Genomic DNA, 18,493 nt, shown 5'->3' with positions numbered 1-18,493 from the left:
GGGTTGCATCGTGCGTGCGGGTTCACGCGAGCTTCCGGACGAAACAGATGCGATCTTGGCCGGGGCCGTCGTAGTCGGTATGTACGGGTAAACCGGCTACCTCCTTATCTCCCGATTGGGGCTCGAATCCGAGCGCAAGGTGATAGCTGATCGATCCGGTGTTGCGTGGTGATGTGATCGCCTTGACGGTGTTGCGGCCGGCCTCGCGGGCCTGAGTGAAGAACAGCTCGTAGAGATGTCGGGCTACTCCATGACCGCGGTGTGCGGGATCGACGCCGACAAAATGTATGTATGCCTGCTCGTCGTGATCGGCGGAATGAAAACCGATCAAGAAGCCCGCCAACGCATCCTTCTCTTGCGCGATCCAACTGGTGGAACCGAAGTGCTGCAGGAAGAGTGGCGGTACGAGCAGGCTGAGTTCGCGCGCCTGTTCCTGGGTGCGCGAACCGGCCCACCATCGGGGGATGGCGTTTTTGATCGCCGGATGGTCGGCAGGCCTGGCATGGCGGATATCCATACGGATTCACCGTACTGGCGGTCCGCACCTTTCATCGGCGGCGGGGCCGAGGTTGATCTTGGTGGCCTGCAGTACTCCCTGCGCGTCCTTGGTGCCTCGGGCGTCCGCGCATTTGCCAGTGGCGATGACGGTGGCCTCCACCGGCTGGCGCTTGTCGTATTTGGTGTCGGCGGTCACGGCGATATTGCTCTGAATCTCCGCCGCGCCGGTGGGGTCGGTGTTGGTGACGACGATCGTGTTGCCGTTGACGGACGCGACAGCGCCGTGCACGGTGGGGCCGTCGAAAGGCGGTGCGCCCGGGGGCGGTCCCTCCGGGCCGGCGGGAGGCGGCCCCGGTGCTATGCCCGGCGGTGGCGCACCACCGGGCGGCGTATCGACAGCGCATTTATTGTCCTCGGCGGCACTGATCTGCACCCGCTGTGCGGTGATGGCATCCGACGCGTCGGCGGGCGCCGCGAGCACGCTGACACAGCTGCCGACGATGACGTCCGAAAGTTCGCCGGGTTGCACCTCGGTGAGCTTCGTCATCGTGTTGAAGTCGATATCGGCGGTGCCGTCCGGGGTTTTCACCTGGATGGTGTGGCCGGACACCGAGGAGATCAGACCGCCCACCCGATCATGGCCACCGGCGTGACGTGTCACGGTTGTCGACGCGGGGCCGGGCGAAGATGCCGTGGGTTTGTTCTCGGACCCCGCGCACGCCGCGGTGGACAACACGACGGCGCCGGCGATCACCAGGAGCGCGGGCCGGGGCCACAGATTTGGTGACATGGTTGACCACGTTATCCCGGAATGGATGCCCTCCCGGCGTAGTTTGACACCTCGTGACCGACGTGAGACCAGACGTAGCGCCGTTGTTTGAACCCTTCACCGTCAAATCGCTGACCGCGCCCAACCGGTTCGCGATGGCGCCGATGACACGGTCGGCGTCGCCGGGTGGTGTGCCCGGCGAGGATGTGGCCGCGTATTACCGGCGCCGTGCCGCCGGTGGTGTGGGGCTGATCATCACCGAGGGCGTCTTCATTCCGCACGAGGCGGCGGGCGGTCAGTCCGCTGTGCCCCGGCTGACCGGGGATGAGTCGCTGGCGGGCTGGTCGGCGGTCACCGAGGCGGTGCATCAGGAGGGCGCGGTGATCGCGGCCCAGCTCTGGCATCAGGGTGTCGAGCGCGGCGCCGATCCGGAATTCAATCCCGACGTGGAGTCGGTGAGCCCGTCGGGTTTGGCGGGCGATGCGTCACCGAGTGGGCGCGCGCTGGCGACAGGGGAGCTGGCCCCGCTCGCCGACCAGTACGCGACGGCGGCCCGCAACGCGCGCGATGCGGGGTTCGATGCGGTCGAGCTGCATGGCGCGCACGGCTATCTGCTCGATCAGTTCCTCTGGGAGCGCACGAACATCCGGTCCGACGGATATGGCGGCTCGGCAGCCGATCGGTTGCGCTTCCCGGCGGAGGTGGTGCGTGCAGTACGTGCCGCTGTCGGGCCGGATTTCCCGGTCCTGTACCGATTTTCGCAATGGAAGCAGGCGGATTACACCGCCACGCTGGCGGACAGCCCGGCCGCGCTGGAACGTCTGTTGGCGCCCCTGGTCGAGGCCGGTGTGGATGTTTTCCATCCGTCCACGCGCCGGCACTACGTGCCCGCGTTCCCACATCTGGGGGGAGCCGACGGAGAGCTGAGCCTGGCGGGCTGGACCAAACGCGTGTCGGGGCTGCCGGTCATCGCGGTCGGCTCGGTGGGACTGCAGACCGAGTTCAAGCCGTCGGATGTGCGCGATATCGAGCCCGCGCCGGTTGAGGCGGTATTGCGGCAGTTCGCCAACAATGAGTTCGACGTGATCGCGGTCGGCCGCGCGTTGTTGTCGGATCCGGAGTGGGTGAACAAACTGCGGGCCGGCAGGCAGGACGAGTTTGTGGGATTCAATATCGGTAAGGCACTGTCCTCGCTCTACTGAGCGCTGGCGGAACATCGGACACCTGGGGAGCGTTGAGGACAACATGGCAACACGTGACATCACCGCGGACGCGTTCAATGATCTGATCCACGACAACGACATCGTGCTGGTCGACTTCTGGGCGTCGTGGTGCGGACCTTGCCGCCAGTTCGGTCCGGTGTTCGAAGCATCCTCGGAGGCCAACCCGGACGTCGTTCACGCCAAGGTGGATACCGAGGCGGAACAGGCCTTGGCGTCGGCGGCGAACATCCGGTCCATCCCGACGCTGATGGTGTTCAAGCAGGGGCAGCTCGTGTTCAACCAGCCGGGCGCGCTTCCTCCGGCGTCGTTGGCAGATTTGGTGCAGCAGGTCCGCGATCTCGACGTCGAGGCCGCGCTGCGCGAACAAGAGGCCTAGCCGGAGCCGAAGGCTGCGAGAGCGAATAAGCCTAGGCTATGCTTATTTCTCGTGGCTGAGCGTGTTCCCAGTGATGGCGGTGTTTCCCCGGACCAAGGCGATGTGAGCGCGGAAACGCCGACGAGTCTGCGGGAGTACGTCAAGACCACCGCGATAAACACGCTTCCTCCGCTCATCGCGTACTACGCCCTGCGGGCCTTCGGTGTTACCCCGTACCTCGCCCTGGCGGGTGCGATCGTCACTGCCGTCGTGCAGGGGATCTTGAACATGGCGATCAAGCGCAAGTTCGAACCGGTGAACGGGCTGGTGATCGTCGCCGCGGCCTGCTCGCTGACTGTCGCGTTCACCACCAAGAACCCCCGCATCGTGCAGGTCACCGAGCTCATCCCGGTGTCCATGATCGTGTGGTCACTGGTGGTCAGTGCGCTGCTGCGCAGGCCCGCCTCCAAGAAGTTCGCGAGCGCGATCGCGCCGAGGCTGGCCGACGGGGCGTTGCCCGGGCGCGGCTGGACGGAGCAGGACATCGCGGACTGGCACGGGCTGCACACCCGGATCTGTCTGTGGTTGGGCCTGCTCTGCGGCATGTTTCCGGCGCTGGCGATCTTCCTGATCTTCACGTTGTCGGTAGACGTCTCACAGATTCTGATCGTCGCGATCGGCCCCACCCTTCTGGTCGTGTCCATCGTCAGCGCGGTGACCTTGCTTCAGCGGTTCGTAACACAGCGCGACCAGTTGGCGGCGGCACGTTCGGCCGCCCCGGCAGGCGATGCCGCGGACCCGGTGACCGCCGGCCGGCTTCCCGACTCGGCTCACTGACCGCCTGACCGCACAGCGATTTGGTACAGCCCGGCAGGGTCGGTTATATGGATTCATGAGTTTCGTCCTGGTGGACCGTCCGCGTCCGGAAATTGCCCTGGTCACCCTGAACCGGCCCGAGCGGATGAACGCCATGGCGTTCGACGTGATGCTGCCCTTCAAGCAGATGCTGATCGACATCAGTCACGACAACGATGTGCGTGCCGTCGTCATCACCGGTGCCGGTAAGGGCTTCTGTTCTGGTGCCGACCAGAAATCGGCCGGACCCATACCGCACATCGGCGGCCTGACCCAGCCGACCATCGCCTTGCGCTCCATGGAACTGCTCGACGAGGTCATTCTCACGCTGCGCCGGATGCACCAGCCGGTCATCGCTGCCATCAACGGCGCGGCCATCGGCGGTGGGCTGTGTCTGGCACTGGCCTGTGATGTGCGGGTGGCCTCGGACACTGCCTACTTCCGGGCGGCCGGCATCAACAACGGACTGACGGCCAGCGAGCTGGGCCTGAGCTATCTGCTGCCGCGCGCCATTGGTACCTCGCGCGCCTCTGACATCATGTTGACCGGCCGCGATGTCGACGCCGACGAGGCCGAGCGCATTGGATTGGTATCCCGGAAGGTGCCGTCCGAATCGCTGCTGGAAGAGTGTTACGCCATAGGGGAACGCATCGCCGGGTTCTCCCGTCCGGGAATCGAGTTGACCAAGCGCACCATTTGGAGTGGGCTGGACGCCGCTAGCCTGGAAAGTCACATGCACCAAGAGGGCCTGGGGCAGCTCTATGTCCGGCTGCTCACCGACAACTTCGAAGAAGCCACCGCCGCCCGCAAGGAGCGGCGCGAAGCAACCTTTAGAGACAAGCGCTGAGAAGTGCGTGACACGCACACAGCATCCAAGGAGTAAGTAGTGATTACCGCGACGGACCTCGAGGTCCGCGCCGGCGCCCGCACGCTCGTCTACGCGCCGGGCCCCGCGTTACGCATCCAGCCCGGTGACCGGATCGGACTGGTGGGACGTAACGGGGCCGGCAAGACCACCTCGATGAGAATTCTCGCCGGCGAGGGTGAGCCGTATGCCGGTTCGGTGGCCCGGATCGGTGAGATCGGCTATTTGCCCCAGGATCCCAAGGAAGGCAACTTGGACCTGTTGGCCCGCGATCGGGTGCTGTCGGCGCGCGGCCTGGACACCATCATCAGTGAGATGGAGAAGCAGCAGACGCTGATGGCGGAGCTGGCCGACGATGAACAGCGCGACAAGGCCGTGCGCCGCTACGGCCAGCTCGAGGAGCGCTTCTCCTCGCTGGGCGGATATGTCGCGGAAAGTGAAGCGGCCCGGATTTGTTCGAGCCTCGGGTTGCCGGAGCGGATTCTGCTGCAACCGCTGCGGACGCTTTCCGGCGGACAGCGCAGGCGGGTTGAGCTGGCGAGGATCCTGTTCGGCGCCTCCGAGGGCGGCGCGGGGTCGAGTATGACGCTGCTGCTGGACGAGCCGACCAACCACCTGGACGCCGACTCGATCGGCTGGTTGCGCGGATTCTTGCAGAATCACGATGGTGGGCTGGTGGTGATCAGCCACAACGTGGAGCTGCTGGCCGATGTCGTGAACAAGGTGTGGTTCCTGGACGCGGTGCGCGGCGAGGTCGACGTCTACAACATGGGGTGGCAGAAGTACTTGGACGCGCGGTCGCTGGACGAGCAGCGCCGCCGGCGTGAGCGGGCCAACGCGGAGAAGAAGGCCTCGGCGCTGCGTACACAGGCGGCCAAGATGGGCGCAAAGGCCACCAAAGCCGTTGCCGCGCAGAATATGTTGCGCCGCGCGGAGAAGATGCTGTCGGGTCTTGACGAAGAACGGGTGGCCGACAAGGTGGCCCGCATCAAATTCCCGACGCCTGCCGCTTGTGGGCGAGTTCCGTTGGTGGCCAAGGGATTGACCAAAAACTACGGGTCCTTGGAGATCTTCACCGGGGTGGACCTGGCCATCGATCGCGGTTCTCGCGTTGTGGTGCTTGGGCTCAACGGTGCGGGTAAGACGACGTTGCTGCGGCTTCTGGCGGGCGCCGAGACGGCGGACGCCGGCGAACTGGAGCCGGGCCACGGGCTCAAGTTGGGCTACTTCGCGCAGGAGCATGACACCCTGGACGACCACGCGACAGTCTGGGAGAACATCCGCCATGCCGCGCCCGACACGGGGGAGCAGGAACTGCGCGGAATCCTGGGCGCGTTCATGTTCAGCGGCCCGCAGTTGGAGCAGCCCGCCGGAACGCTGTCCGGCGGTGAGAAGACTCGTCTGGCGCTTGCGGGTTTGGTGGCCTCCACCGCGAATGTTCTGTTGCTCGATGAGCCGACCAACAACCTGGATCCGGCGTCGCGCGAGCAGGTTCTGGACGCGCTACGCAGTTACCAGGGCGCTGTCGTGCTCGTCACCCACGACCCCGGCGCGGCGGAAGCACTGAATCCGCAACGCGTGGTGTTGTTGCCGGATGGTACCGAGGACTACTGGTCCGACGAGTATCGGGACCTCATCGAGCTGGCCTAACCTTTTTCTTTACCCTCCCGCCGCGTCTCGTGCACATGCGTGATCACATTTGCGCTATGGTGCAACCGGGTCGAGCTGTCCAGCAGGGCTGCGGAATGGAGTCGGGAGAGAGGTCGCGATGGCCAAAACGCGCGACGAGGAACGTGCCGAGCTGAAGGCCGGGTACGAGAAGGGTGCGAGTATTCGCACGCTTGCCGCGGACACGGGCCGATCGTATGGCTACGTGCACCGTGCGCTCGTGGAATCCGGGGTAACCCTACGTGGACGCGGTGGCCCGAATCGGCGGGTGCGCAAGTCTCAGTAGGGCTTCGACACGCGATGTGCCCGTTGAGCTTTCGGGTGCCAATTGTTGCTAACGTGGTGCGATGCGAGCACACGGTGGTATCCGGAACATCGGCGTACTGGCACTGGCGGCGCTGACCGCGTCCGGGTGCGCGGGTCAGGGGCGCGAGCTGGGCGAGTTGGTATCGCCGGTGGCCACCACCACGGCGCTTCCGCAAACGTCGACACCGGCCCCGGAGACCTTCCGCGTCACGGCCTGCGAGACGGTCAGCGGTGGCGGAGGAACCAATGTGGCCCCGCTGCTGCGCGATGTACGCGTCGGAAAACAAGACGACTACGACAGGGTCACCTTCGAATTCGGTCCGGATCCGAAAACCGACGCCAAGAACAAGGTGCCGCTTGATGAGCTGGTAGTTCCCAAGTACTCGGTGGATAGTCCCGCCAGTGTCTCCGCGGGCCCCAAGGGCGACAGCGTCGTCGTGGCCGGGAGTGCGCTGCTGGGTGTGTTGTTCACGGGCGCGTCCGCGCATGACGCGGATAAGCCGATCCGTTCCTACCCGGGGCCCAGCGAGATCAAGCCGAAGGACTTCCCGGTCCTTGCCGAGGCCAAGCAAGGCGAGGACTTTGAAGGAAAGGTCCGGTGGGCGCTGGGGCTGAACAAGCAGCGCTGTCCGCAGGTGAGCACGCTCACCAATCCGCCGCGCCTCGTGGTGGACCTGCCGCATTAGCGACATTTGTGACAGGTCACCACGCATCGGCGGGTGATTGACCACCGGCGACAATCAGTGGCGGAACGCCGACAATACGGTGCGGGACGCCGTACATTCGCTAACCATGTATCGATACCTGGTACCGCTTGTACTAGTAGTCGGCTCGCTGGTGCCGTCTCCGCACGTGGGGGCGGCTCCGGCGTGCCCCACCGTGACCGACGGCGGCACCGAGAACTACGCCAACATCCTGCACGATGTGCGTATCGAAGCGCTCGACGACCTCGACCGCGTGACCTTCACCTTCGGCCCGGACAAGCTGGCACCACCGGTAGGCCCGGTGACCTACTGGCAAACACCGCCGTTCTCCGTCACGCCGGTGGACGGGGGATATGCGGTGGCCTTCCGTGGCGCCGCCGCCCACGACACCGTGGTGGGAACCTTTGACCGGCCGCAGAACAGGCAGGTGAAGTCGTTTCCGCAACCCGACGATCTCGGGGCGCCGCCCGGTACACCGGTGGTGCGCTCGGCGCGCCTGCTGCAGGACCCGGACATCTTCAAAGACCGCAATGGCGTGCTGGCGTGGAAGGTCGCCGCCCGAGAGTCGAAATGCCCGGTGGCCTATATCACCGATACACCCTCACGGGCTGTGATCGATTTCCCGCACTAATCCGTCGGCTGGCGGCACACATCGTGCAGGTGATGCACCGGGTCGTGCACGAAGTACAGCCCCAGCGTCTCCACGGTGAAAACCGAACCGTTGCTTCGCCGTCCCCGACGATCCAGGGCGTCGCGTGGTACCTCGGCGAAGGCCTGGGCGACCGCCGCGCCCGCCGCCGCGAGCTCCGCCGCCACCGCGGCGGGGTCCTGGTCGGCGTAGCGGTCCTCGACCGCGGTCTGGTCCTGGTCCCAGTTCGCGAACAGCGGATCATCCTCGGCCAGCATGAGTTGAAGCCGAGTCAGGAAGATGCGGAACACATCGCGGACGTGTGCGCCGTATTCCAGTGCCGACCAGGTCTGCTCGTCGGGACGCAGGCGTACCTCGGGGCCGGCCAGCACAGGCTGCCAAGCCGCCAGATTCTCGCGCACGAGATCAGGTATCTGGTCGAATGATGTTGTGGCCGGATCAAATCCGCATTCGCCGCACCGGCTCTCCAAGACCCACGTCCAGTCTTTGGTATCAGGCGTGATCGGCACGGCGCACCGAGTCCTCCACGAGATCTAGCACGCGGCTAAGGCTTTCCGTCGATTCACCGGCGGCCAGGCGGGCCACCAGCCCGTCAAGTATCAAATCCAGGTAACCCAGGATGACCTCACTGGGCACATCCTCACGCAGCCGGCCCGCCTTCTTCTGGCGTTGCAGCCGCGCCAGGGTGGCGGTGTTGAGTTCTTCGGAACGCTGATTCCAGCCGCGCCGAAACTCCGGATCGTTGCGCAGCTTGCGGGCGATTTCCAATCGCGTTGCCAGCCAATCGAATTGATTCGGATCGGCGAGCATGTCCCGCATCACCTGCACCAGACCCTCACGGCTGGCTACGTTTGCCATCCGTTCGGCGTCCTCGCGCGCCAGTGCGAAGAACAGCGTGTCCTTGTCGCGGAAGTGGTGGAAGATCGCTCCCCGTGACATGCCGATGGTGTGTTCCAGACGGCGCACGGTGGCGCCGTCGTATCCATACTCGGCAAAACAGCGCCGCGCGCCATCGAGGATCTGGCGGCGACGAGCCGCGAGGTGATCCTCGCTAACGCGCGGCACTGTGTAGGCCCCTGGTCCTGGCTGCGACTAGCCGGCCAGCATGTTCCGCAGCACGTACTGCAGGATGCCACCGTTGCGGTAGTAGTCGGCCTCGCCGGGTGTGTCGATCCGGACCACAGCATCAAACTCAGTACGGGACCCGTCCTGCTTGGTGGCGGTCACGTGCACGGTCTTCGGCGTCGAGCCCTCGTTGAGCTTCTCGATACCGCTGATGTCGTAGGTCTCGGTGCCGTCGAGCTTCAGCGAGGCCGCGGACTCTCCGGCCGGGAACTGCAGCGGAATGACGCCCATACCAATGAGGTTCGACCGGTGGATACGCTCGAACGACTCGGTGATAACGGCCTTGACGCCCAGCAGGCGAGTGCCCTTGGCCGCCCAGTCACGGGACGAGCCAGAGCCGTATTCTTTGCCGCCCAAGACCACCAGCGGGATGCCCGCCTTCTGGTAGTTCACCGACGCGTCGTAGATGAACGACTGCGGCCCACCGTCCAGGGTGAAGTCGCGCGTGTATCCACCCGAGACATCGTCGAGCAGCTGGTTACGCAGGCGGATGTTCGCGAAGGTGCCGCGCACCATCACCTCGTGGTTGCCACGGCGCGAGCCCAGCGAGTTGTAATCCTTGCGCTCCACGCCGTGCTCGTCGAGGTACTGGGCGGCGGGGGTGCCCGACTTGATGGAACCGGCCGGCGAGATGTGGTCGGTGGTCACCGAGTCGCCAAGCAGGGCCAGCACACGCGCGCCCTTGATGTCGGTGACGGGGGTGGGCTCCAGCGGCATGCCGTCGAAGTACGGCGCCTTGCGCACGTAGGTGGACGTGTCGACCCACTCGAAGGTGTTGCCTTCCGGGGTGGGCAGGCTGCGCCAGCGCTCGTCGCCCTTGAAGACATCGGCGTAGGAGCTGGTGAACATCTCGCGGTTGATCGACGAGGCGATGGTCTCCTCAATCTCCGAGGCGCTGGGCCAGATGTCCTTGAGGAAGACCTCGTTGCCGTCGTGGTCCTTGCCCAGCGGGTCGGTGTCGAAGTCGAAGTCCATGGTTCCGGCGATGCCGTAGGCGATGACCAGCGGCGGGGAGGCCAGGTAGTTCATCTTGACATCGGGGGAGATACGGCCTTCGAAGTTGCGGTTACCGGAGAGCACCGCGGTCACCGACAGGTCGTTGTCGTTGATGGCCTTGGAGATCTCGTCGGGCAGCGGGCCGGTGTTACCGATGCACGTGGTGCAGCCGTAGCCACCCAGGTAGTAGCCCAGCTTCTCCAGGTACGGCCACAGGCCGGCCTTGTTGTAGTAGTCGGTGACGACCTGCGACCCGGGAGCCATGTTGGTCTTGACCCATGGCTTGGTGGTCAGGCCCTTTTCGACGGCCTTCTTGGCCAGCAGGGCGGCGCCCAGCATGACCGACGGGTTGGAGGTGTTGGTGCAGGAGGTGATACCAGCGACCACCACCGCGCCGTGATCCAGCACGAAGTTGCCGCGCTCGGCGGAGGTCACCTTGACCGGCTTAGACGGACGGCCTTCGCCACCGTTGGCCGCCGACGGGATGACGGCGTCGTCCTCGGCGAAGGACAGCACCGCCGAATCGCTTGCCGGGAACGACTCTTCCACGGCCTCATCGAGGTTCGTGTGCGGTGCCGGGTGGTTCTCTTCCACGTAGTTGTGGATGTCCTTACGGAACGCGTTCTTGGCATCGGAGAGCTCGATGCGGTCCTGCGGACGCTTGGGGCCCGAGATCGAGGGCACCACGGTGGACAGGTCCAGCTCGAGGTACTCCGAGAACGCCGGCTCGTGATCGGCGTCGTGCCACATGCCCTGCTCGCGAGCGTAGGCCTCGACGAGCGCCAGCTGCTGGTCGTCGCGACCGGTCAGGCGCAGGTAGTTGATGGTCTCGTCGTCGATCGGGAAGATCGCTGCGGTAGAACCGAATTCGGGGCTCATGTTGCCCAGCGTGGCGCGGTTGGCCAGCGGCACCTCGGCCACACCCTTGCCGTAGAACTCGACGAACTTGCCCACCACGCCGTGCTTGCGCAGCATGTCGGTGACGGTCAGCACCACGTCAGTGGCGGTGACGCCGGGCTGGATCTCACCGGTGAGCTTGAAGCCGACGACGCGCGGGATGAGCATGGAGACGGGCTGGCCCAGCATGGCGGCCTCGGCCTCGATACCGCCGACGCCCCAGCCGAGTACGCCGAGGCCGTTCACCATGGTGGTGTGTGAGTCGGTGCCCACACAGGTGTCGGGGTAAGCCTGGCCATTGCGGGTGAAGATGGTGCGGGCCAGGTACTCGATGTTGACCTGGTGCACGATGCCGGTGCCCGGCGGGACGACCTTGAAATCGTCGAAAGCGCCCTGGCCCCAACGCAAGAACTGGTAGCGCTCGGCGTTGCGCTCGTACTCGAGTTCGACGTTGCGCTCGAAGGCGTCGGCGGTGCCGAAGACGTCCAGGATGACCGAGTGGTCGATCACCATTTCGGCGGGGGACAGCGGGTTCACCTTGTCGGGGTCGCCACCGAGGGCCGCGACCGCTTCACGCATGGTGGCCAGGTCGACCACACAGGGCACGCCGGTGAAGTCCTGCATCACCACACGGGCCGGGGTGAACTGGATCTCCACGCTCGGCTCGGCCGAGGGGTCCCAGTTGGCCAGTGCCAGGATGTGGTCCTTGGTGATGTTCGCGCCGTCTTCGGTGCGTAATAGGTTCTCTGCCAACACCTTCAGGCTGTAGGGCAGCTTTTCGGTACCCGGTACGGCGTTGAGTCGGAAGATTTCGTATGACTCATCGCCAACCTGCAGTGTGCCGCGCGCGCCGAAGGAATTCACCGATTCCGTCTTGTTAGGACTGCTAGTCACATCAGCTCCAAAGCTCGAAGGCCACCCGCCGGCGGGCTGTGCCAGGCGGGGTTCCGGAGGCGCCACCGCAGATGGCTGCCTTCCATCGCTAGTCTAACAGTACGCTTGTCCCGTAATAAGGGGGATGTCCAAATTTCACCCGCCATTCCCGCCGTGGCATTCGCCGCCCGCGGCGAAGGCGGCGATATGCACGTCAAATACGGCGTGTCCAGGTGCGCAATGCGGCGCTCGGCGGGGGTTAGATTGGTCGCGTGACGCCGCAGCACCTGCCGACCTTCATCCCCGCTGAACTGTGCCAGGCGGTGGGTGTGTCTATTCAGACGGCGGGAGCCGATCCCGTGGGCTGGTCGGCCAAGTGCCTGGAGATGGCACGCGCGGACGTCAACGAAGATGGCGTCGCGGCTCAACCGGCCGATGTCCAGGGACTGAAGGATGTCGTGGCGAAAGCGCACGCCAAGAACATCGACCTGAAGGTCGTCGCGCTGCCCGGCAATCCCTGGATCGACACCCCGCTGCGCGATATCGCCACCGAGATCGGCAAGGACCACCCGGACTCGACGATCCTGGTCATCAGCCCGTCCTATGCCGGTACCTACAGCGCAAAGTACGACCGGGTCACGCTGGAAGCGGGCCAAGACGTCGCGAAGACCGGGAATCCGGTGCTGTCGGCGAACAACTTCGTCGACGAGCTGGGGCGTGAGCACTTCTCGTGGACCGCGCTGACCATTGTGCTCGTTGTGCTTGTCGCCGCAGCGTGCGCCGGAATTGCGCTCGTTCGTGGCCGCTTTGCGAATGACTCGGTTAAGTAACGTTTTGCAAACCATTCGTACAGCCTGTTTCGCCACGAAATAGCCGCCCGCACTATGGAACCCGGATGAACTGCCGGTTTTCAATTCACGGCAATTAACCGTCAGAAGACGTCTCTTCAATTGCCGGTTAGAGGGCAATTAATTACACGTCTGTAATTTGTGACTAAAGTTTCATTAGTTGCAAAAGTGACGTACGGTGCAAGTGGCGCCAATGTTGTTAGTGCGTCTTATGTGACAACTGGGAGCGTGTCGGGGAAGGGCCGCTGATGACCGAGAAGGCTCGACCAGCGCAGAGGCTTGGCAGGAACAGAGAGACGGCAGGCTCAATGGAGCAGACAGTCCCGCAGAGTTTCGCGGACCGTTTCGCGGTCCGTGGCAAACGAACCGTGGCGACCGCACTGGCGGTGCCGCCGCTGATGGTCGCTGGTCTGATGATGTTTCCCGGCACAGTCGCGGTCACCTCGGCCGAGCCGAACGACATGGCGTCCTTGATCACGCAACTGGCCGACACGAACCAGCAGATCGAACAGCTGACCGCCGATGTGCAGACCCAACAGGAATCCATCAATAAAGGGCTGGTGGATCTGCAGGACGCGCGGGACAACGCGGCCAGCGCCGCCGCGCAGGTCGCCGAGGGCCAACGGGCCGTCGATGCCGCCAACGATGCCATCGGCGACGCGCAGGGCAAGTTCGATCGGATGGCGGCTGCCACCTACATGGCCGGCCCGTCCACCTCATATCTGACCGCGACCAATCCGGACGACGTGGTGCGCCTGGCTTCGGTGACCAAGAGCGTCGAGGCGAGTTCGCAGACCGTGATGGACAACCTGCGCCGGGCGCGAACCGAGCAGGTCAACAAGCAGTCGCAGGCACGTGCCATCCAAGAGAAGGCCGACCAGGCGGCCACGGATGCCCAACAGCAGCAAGACGATCTGGTGTCCGCGATGAAGGATGTCCAGACGAAGCTCGAAGCGCAGCGGGGTGTCGCCGCGGACCTGACGGCCAAGAAGAAGAGCGCCGAGGCGCAGCTCGCGGCCGCACGTGGTCCGGCCTATGCGGCATCGACCGCGACCGTACGGGTGATCAACCCCAGTGCCGCCATCGCGGGTAACGGCAATGAGTGGACCGAGGGCCCGGCTCCGGCCGCGGGCGGCGGCGAATGGGACACCACGCTCCCGATGATCGCCAGCGCCAACGTGCCCACCGATCCGACACAGACCATCAACATGGTGTTGGGCATCGGCAACACCGCGGCCAATGTCGGCCAGTCCGCGGTATGCGGTGTGATCGGCATCTTCTGCCCGAAGGCGGCCCCAGCGGCGGCACCTTCTGGCGAGGGTGGCGAGTACCTCCCGAAGGTCTACGGCCGGGAGAACGTGGAGCGGGTGATCGCGCGCGCCGGCAGTGCCATGGGCACGCCGTACTCCTGGGGTGGCGGCTCGTACAACGGCCCGACCCGAGGCATCGATTCGGGTGCGGGGACCGTCGGCTACGACTGCTCCGGGCTGATGATGTACGGCTTCGCCGCGGTGGGTATCCGGATGCGGCACTACACCGGATACCAGTACAACTCCGGACGCAAGGTGCCCAGCGCGGAAATGAAGCGCGGCGACATGATCTTCTACGGCCCCAACGCAAGTCAGCACGTTGCGCTGTACCTGGGCAACGGACAGATGCTCGAAGCGCCGAACACCGGCGACGTGGTCAAGGTGTCGCCGGTTCGCACCAGCGGCATGACGCCCTATGTAACCCGGATGATTGAGTGGTAGAAGTGGTGAAGGCAGCAAAGGTGCTCAAAGTGCAGGGACTGTTCCTGCTCCGGTCCGCGATCGCGGTGACCATCGCCGTCGCGCTGGTCTTGTTCATGGGAGTCCCACGGGCCACGGCCGACGAGAACCCGCTCGGTCCCAACGTCGGCACCGCTTTCCTGAACGCTCTTGGGCTGAATCCGACGGGCGGGCAGTACGACAGCACGCTGCCCTTCGCCGGTCCGAGTCAGGGTGCGGATCCCACCAAGATCATGAACGGCGTCATGGGGGTCGGCCAGACCGCATTGGGTGCGCTCGGAATCGGTGGCAACAGCGCGTCCGCGGGCGCGGGACGTCCGCTGGTCTACGGCCGCGCCGCCGTGGAGCGTGTGATTCAGCGAGGCGGAACCCAGCTCGGCGTGCCGTATTCCTGGGGTGGTGGCACGGTGCGTGGGCCCAGCGGCGGAGTCGACTACGACTCGGGCAAGGTGGGCTTCGACTGCTCCGGCTTCACCATGTTCTCTTATGCGGCCGCCGGCGTGAAACTGCCGAAGTACTCGGGTGATCAGTACAACGCCGGGCAAAAGGTTCCGGTTTCGCAGGCAAAACGCGGCGACCTTCTGTTCTATGGTCCGGGCGGCTCTCAGCACGTGGTGATCTACCTCGGCAACGGTCAGATGCTGGAGGCCAGCGGCAGTGCCGCCAAGGTGACGGTGTCTCCGGTGCGCACCGGCGGCATGACTCCTTACGCCGTTCGCATCATCGCGTGGTAGCTCTTCTGATCCTTCAGGTGAGCTAGAACGGCGCGCCAGCGAACGGGTACGTGGACCAAATCCCGGGATGCTGGAATAGTGGACCGAAGGCGCCGCCCAGGGTTGGGTGTCGCTTGTATGGACATGGCCACCAAGAAGCCACCGAAAAGCATGAAATCGTCAGGCAGAGCCGGAGGGAAGTTGATGTCATCACCAGGGTCGCCAGGGGGAGGCGCCGGGTACCCCGGCGGAAGCGTTGGCCCCGCGTCGCACGCCGCCCCGCAGGGTGCGACATCTCCGGCCCTGGCTGCCGAGGTACAGAACCTTGAGCGCGCCATCTTCGAGGTAAAGCGCGTCATCGTGGGCCAGGACCGGCTCGTGGAGCGAATCCTCGTCGGCCTGCTGGCCAAGGGGCACGTGTTGCTCGAGGGTGTGCCCGGCGTTGCCAAGACGCTCGCGGTGGAGACCTTCGCCAAGGTGGTGGGCGGCTCGTTCTCACGTGTTCAGTTCACCCCTGACCTGGTGCCCACCGATATCATCGGTACCCGCATCTACCGCCAGGGCAAGGAAGAGTTCGATATCGAGCTCGGTCCGGTGGTCGCGAACTTCCTGCTGGCCGACGAGATCAACCGTGCGCCCGCCAAGGTGCAGTCGGCGTTGCTCGAAGTCATGGCCGAACGGCATGTCTCCATCGGCGGCAAGACCTACCCGATGCCCAAGCCGTTCCTGGTGATGGCGACCCAGAACCCCATTGAGAACGAGGGCGTGTACCCGCTGCCCGAGGCGCAGCGCGACCGCTTCCTGTTCAAGATCAATGTCGACTACCCGACGGTCGAAGAAGAGCGCGAGATCATCTACCGGATGGGTGTCACGCCGCCGGAGCCCAAGCAGATTCTGTCGGCCGATGCACTGCTGCGCCTGCAGGACCTGGCTGCCAACAACTTCGTGCACCATGCCCTGGTCGACTACGTGGTGCGGGTCATCGCGGCCACCCGTAACCCGGCCCAGTTCGGCCTGGGCGACGTCGCCAACTGGATCTCCTACGGTGCCAGCCCGCGTGCCTCGCTGGGCATCATTGCCTCGTCGCGTGCGCTGGCGCTGGTGCGGGGACGCGACTACGTGATTCCGCAGGACGTCATCGAGGTGATCCCGGATGTGTTGCGCCACCGTCTGGTGATGAGCTACGACGCGCTGGCCGACGAGGTGTCCGCCGACACCGCGATCAACCGGATTCTGCAGACGGTAGGCCTGCCTCAGGTGAATGCTGTTCCGCAGCAAGGAAATTCGGTGCCGCCGGCGATGGTTGGGACCAACAACCCGGTCCCGGCCGGCCATAACGCCGCACCCAGGTGAGCACGGCAAGTCCGGCCTCCGGCCGGCCGGTAGACATCCCGTCGCTGCGTCGTGGTGAGATCCGTGATCCGCAGCTGTCGGCGGCATTGCGGACTCTGGAACTGAAGATCCGGCGCAAGCTCGACGGGGTGCTGCACGGCAACCACCTCGGCTTGATCCCCGGTCCGGGGTCGGAGCCGGGGGAGTCACGGCTCTATCAGCCCGGTGACGATGTACGGCGGATGGACTGGTCGGTGACGGCACGGACGACGAGCCCGCACGTGCGCCAGATGATCGCCGACCGCGAGTTGGAGACGTGGCTGGTCGTCGACATGTCGGCAAGCCTGGACTTCGGCACCAGTAACTGCGAGAAGCGTGATCTCGCGGTCGCGGCCGCCGCCGCGATCATCTTCCTCAACAGTGGTGGGGGCAACCGGCTGGGCGCGATCATCGCCAACGGCGACAAGATCGTTCGGTTGCCCGCACGTTCCGGTCGTGCCCACGAGCAGGACATTCTGCGCAGCATCGCCACCATGCCCAAGGCCCCACAAGGCGTGCGCGGTGATCTGTCGGTGGCCATCGACGCGCTACGCCGCCCGGAACGCCGTCGCGGTATGGCCGTGATCATCAGCGACTTCCTTGGCCCCATCAATTGGATGCGGCCGCTGCGCGCCATCGGCGGACGGCATGAGGTGCTGGGTATCGAGGTGCTGGACCCGCGTGATGTCGAGCTGCCGGATGTCGGCGAAGTGCTGTTGCAGGACGCCGAGACGGGCATCACCAAGGAATACCGGATCGACGAGAATCTGCGCCGGGATTTTGAGCAGGCCGCGGCAAGGCATCATGAAGAAGTGGCACGTACATTACGTCGTTGCGGTGCACCGATTTTGAGCCTGCGGACCGACCGTGACTGGATCAGCGACATCGTGAGATTCGTCTCGCAGCAGCGCCGCGGTGCGGGCGCCGGAACGGGGGCGCCGACGCGATGAACGACGTTCCGTTCTTCGGGCCGATGACATTGACGGGCTTCGCCCACCCGTGGTTCTTCTTGGTGCTGCTGTTGGTTGCGGCCCTGATCGCGCTCTACGTGGTGGCCCAGTACATGCGCCAGAAGCGGGTGCTGCGGTTCGCGAACACCGAATTGCTGGACTCGGTGGCCCCGACCCGTCCCCGGACGTGGCGCCATGCCGCGACAGCGTTGTTGGTGGTCGGTTTGATGGTGCTGACCATCGCCCTGGCCGGCCCGACGCACGACGTGCGGATACCGCGTAACCGCGCCGTCGTGATGCTCGTCATCGATGTCTCGCGTTCCATGGAGTCGACCGATGTGGCGCCCAACCGTTTGGGTGCCGCGAAGGAAGCCGGCAAGGAGTTCGCGCGCAACCTCACCCCGGGCATCAACCTGGGTCTCATTGCCTACGCGGGTACCGCGACGGTGCTCGTCTCGCCGACCACGAACCGCGACGCCACCGTCAACGCCCTGGACAACCTGCAGCTCGCCGATCGCACCGCGACCGGTGAGGGCATCTTCACGGCACTACAGGCCATCGCCACGGTGGGCGCGGTCATCGGTGGTGGCGACAAACCGCCACCGGCCCGCATCGTCCTGATGTCCGACGGTAAGGAAACCGTGCCGTCCAACCCGGACAACCCGAAGGGCGCCTACACCGCCGCGCGTACCGCCAAGGACCAGCAGGTGCCCATCTCGACCATCGCGTTCGGTACCAAGGACGGATACGTCGAGATCAACGGACAGCGCCAGAACGTCCCGTACGCACCGGACATGATGGAGAAGGTGGCCAAGCTTTCCGGCGGCGAAACCTACACGGCATCGACGCTGGGGCAGCTCAAAGAGGTGTACGCCAACCTGCAGCAGCAGATCGGCTACGAGACCATCCGGGGCGACGCGAGCGTCGGCTGGCTGCGCCTGGGTGCGCTGCTGGTGCTGGCGGCGGCTTTTGTCGGGCTGGTCATCAACCGGCGTCTACCCAACTGATTCGGTACCCGCTGGGCCGATTCCTTGGGCCAGTCGTTTAGGAAGAAGTCTA

The 18,493-nt window shown here is 65.0% G+C and carries 19 protein-coding genes; 14 read left to right on the top strand and 5 right to left on the bottom strand.

The features are described from left to right. Positions 1–22: 22 nt before the first annotated feature. Together ABG82_RS14680 and ABG82_RS14675 are read right to left on the bottom strand one after the other, a co-directional pair. On the bottom strand, positions 23–517 hold the full coding sequence (locus ABG82_RS14680) for a GNAT family N-acetyltransferase (protein WP_043075611.1): 495 nt from the start codon (positions 515–517) through the stop codon (positions 23–25). 6 nt (positions 518–523) lie between these two features. Continuing rightward, on the bottom strand, positions 524–1,159 hold the full coding sequence (locus ABG82_RS14675; RefSeq protein ID WP_043075802.1) for a DUF5666 domain-containing protein: 636 nt from the start codon (positions 1,157–1,159) through the stop codon (positions 524–526). A 182-nt stretch (positions 1,160–1,341) separates the two neighbouring features. On the opposite strand from ABG82_RS14675, the gene ABG82_RS14670 reads away from it, so the two are divergent. From ABG82_RS14670 to ABG82_RS14635, 8 genes are all read left to right on the top strand, one after another. Further along, a complete protein-coding gene (locus ABG82_RS14670) occupies positions 1,342–2,469 on the top strand; it encodes an NADH:flavin oxidoreductase (protein WP_043075612.1) in 1,128 nt (375 codons plus the stop codon). 43 nt (positions 2,470–2,512) lie between these two features. Beyond that, positions 2,513–2,866 carry a thioredoxin gene (trxA, locus tag ABG82_RS14665; RefSeq protein ID WP_043075613.1) on the top strand — a complete coding sequence of 118 codons (354 nt, stop codon included), beginning with the start codon at positions 2,513–2,515 and terminating at the stop codon, positions 2,864–2,866. A gap of 102 nt (positions 2,867–2,968) precedes the next feature. Then, a complete protein-coding gene (locus ABG82_RS14660) occupies positions 2,969–3,682 on the top strand; it encodes a VC0807 family protein (protein WP_043075803.1) in 714 nt (237 codons plus the stop codon). A 55-nt stretch (positions 3,683–3,737) separates the two neighbouring features. Beyond that, the gene (locus ABG82_RS14655; protein WP_043075614.1) at positions 3,738–4,547 is read left to right on the top strand and encodes an enoyl-CoA hydratase; all 810 of its coding nucleotides are present in this window, start codon (positions 3,738–3,740) and stop codon (positions 4,545–4,547) included. Positions 4,548–4,586: 39 nt separating this feature from the next. Continuing rightward, a complete protein-coding gene (locus ABG82_RS14650; protein WP_043075615.1) occupies positions 4,587–6,215 on the top strand; it encodes an ABC-F family ATP-binding cassette domain-containing protein in 1,629 nt (542 codons plus the stop codon). Positions 6,216–6,333: 118 nt separating this feature from the next. Then, a complete protein-coding gene (locus ABG82_RS14645; RefSeq protein WP_043075616.1) occupies positions 6,334–6,519 on the top strand; it encodes a helix-turn-helix domain-containing protein in 186 nt (61 codons plus the stop codon). Between the two features lie 61 nt (positions 6,520–6,580). Beyond that, entirely contained in the window at positions 6,581–7,225 is a 645-nt protein-coding gene (locus ABG82_RS14640) for an AMIN-like domain-containing (lipo)protein (protein ID WP_043075617.1), read from the top strand. A gap of 37 nt (positions 7,226–7,262) precedes the next feature. Beyond that, a complete protein-coding gene (locus ABG82_RS14635; RefSeq protein ID WP_043075618.1) occupies positions 7,263–7,874 on the top strand; it encodes a hypothetical protein in 612 nt (203 codons plus the stop codon). Here the strand turns inward: ABG82_RS14635 and ABG82_RS14630 are convergent. Genes ABG82_RS14630 through acnA form a run of 3 tightly spaced genes read right to left on the bottom strand, consistent with a single transcriptional unit; the run spans position 7,871 to position 11,774 of the window. After that, on the bottom strand, positions 7,871–8,401 hold the full coding sequence (locus ABG82_RS14630; RefSeq protein WP_043075619.1) for a DinB family protein: 531 nt from the start codon (positions 8,399–8,401) through the stop codon (positions 7,871–7,873). The genes ABG82_RS14635 and ABG82_RS14630 overlap by 4 nt on opposite strands. Further along, positions 8,385–8,957, bottom strand: a complete 573-nt coding sequence (locus ABG82_RS14625) for a TetR/AcrR family transcriptional regulator (protein ID WP_043075620.1) — start codon at positions 8,955–8,957, stop codon at positions 8,385–8,387. Before ABG82_RS14625 ends, ABG82_RS14630 begins: the two co-directional genes overlap by 17 nt. A 27-nt stretch (positions 8,958–8,984) precedes the next feature. Further along, positions 8,985–11,774: an aconitate hydratase AcnA gene (gene acnA, locus ABG82_RS14620; protein ID WP_043075621.1), complete on the bottom strand. Its 2,790-nt coding sequence runs from the start codon at positions 11,772–11,774 to the stop codon at positions 8,985–8,987. Between the two features lie 281 nt (positions 11,775–12,055). Between acnA and ABG82_RS14615 the strand changes: the two genes are divergently transcribed. The 6 genes from ABG82_RS14615 (at position 12,056) to ABG82_RS14590 (ending at position 18,441) form a co-directional block, all read left to right on the top strand. Further along, positions 12,056–12,613 carry an Rv1476 family membrane protein gene (locus ABG82_RS14615; RefSeq protein ID WP_043075622.1) on the top strand — a complete coding sequence of 186 codons (558 nt, stop codon included), beginning with the start codon at positions 12,056–12,058 and terminating at the stop codon, positions 12,611–12,613. A 326-nt stretch (positions 12,614–12,939) separates the two neighbouring features. Then, positions 12,940–14,382, top strand: coding sequence for an NlpC/P60 family protein (locus ABG82_RS14610; RefSeq protein WP_043075623.1), 1,443 nt, complete (start codon positions 12,940–12,942; stop codon positions 14,380–14,382). A 29-nt stretch (positions 14,383–14,411) separates the two neighbouring features. Continuing rightward, positions 14,412–15,134 (top strand): NlpC/P60 family protein, encoded by a 723-nt coding sequence (locus tag ABG82_RS14605; protein WP_043075804.1) that lies wholly within the window; start codon positions 14,412–14,414, stop codon positions 15,132–15,134. A gap of 183 nt (positions 15,135–15,317) precedes the next feature. Then, positions 15,318–16,466: a chaperone MoxR1 gene (moxR1, locus tag ABG82_RS14600; RefSeq protein ID WP_078343212.1), complete on the top strand. Its 1,149-nt coding sequence runs from the start codon at positions 15,318–15,320 to the stop codon at positions 16,464–16,466. Further along, complete coding sequence (locus tag ABG82_RS14595; RefSeq protein WP_043075624.1) at positions 16,463–17,434, top strand: DUF58 domain-containing protein; 972 nt, start codon at positions 16,463–16,465, stop codon at positions 17,432–17,434. The genes moxR1 and ABG82_RS14595 overlap by 4 nt, the downstream gene beginning before the upstream one ends. After that, complete coding sequence (locus ABG82_RS14590; RefSeq protein WP_043075625.1) at positions 17,431–18,441, top strand: VWA domain-containing protein; 1,011 nt, start codon at positions 17,431–17,433, stop codon at positions 18,439–18,441. Before ABG82_RS14595 ends, ABG82_RS14590 begins: the two co-directional genes overlap by 4 nt. Positions 18,442–18,493: the final 52 nt, after the last annotated feature.

The sequence above is a fragment of the Mycobacteroides immunogenum genome (assembly GCF_001605725.1).
Classification (GTDB): Bacteria; Actinomycetota; Actinomycetes; order Mycobacteriales; family Mycobacteriaceae; genus Mycobacterium; species Mycobacterium immunogenum.
This window is presented reverse-complemented; position numbering and strand designations above follow the sequence as displayed.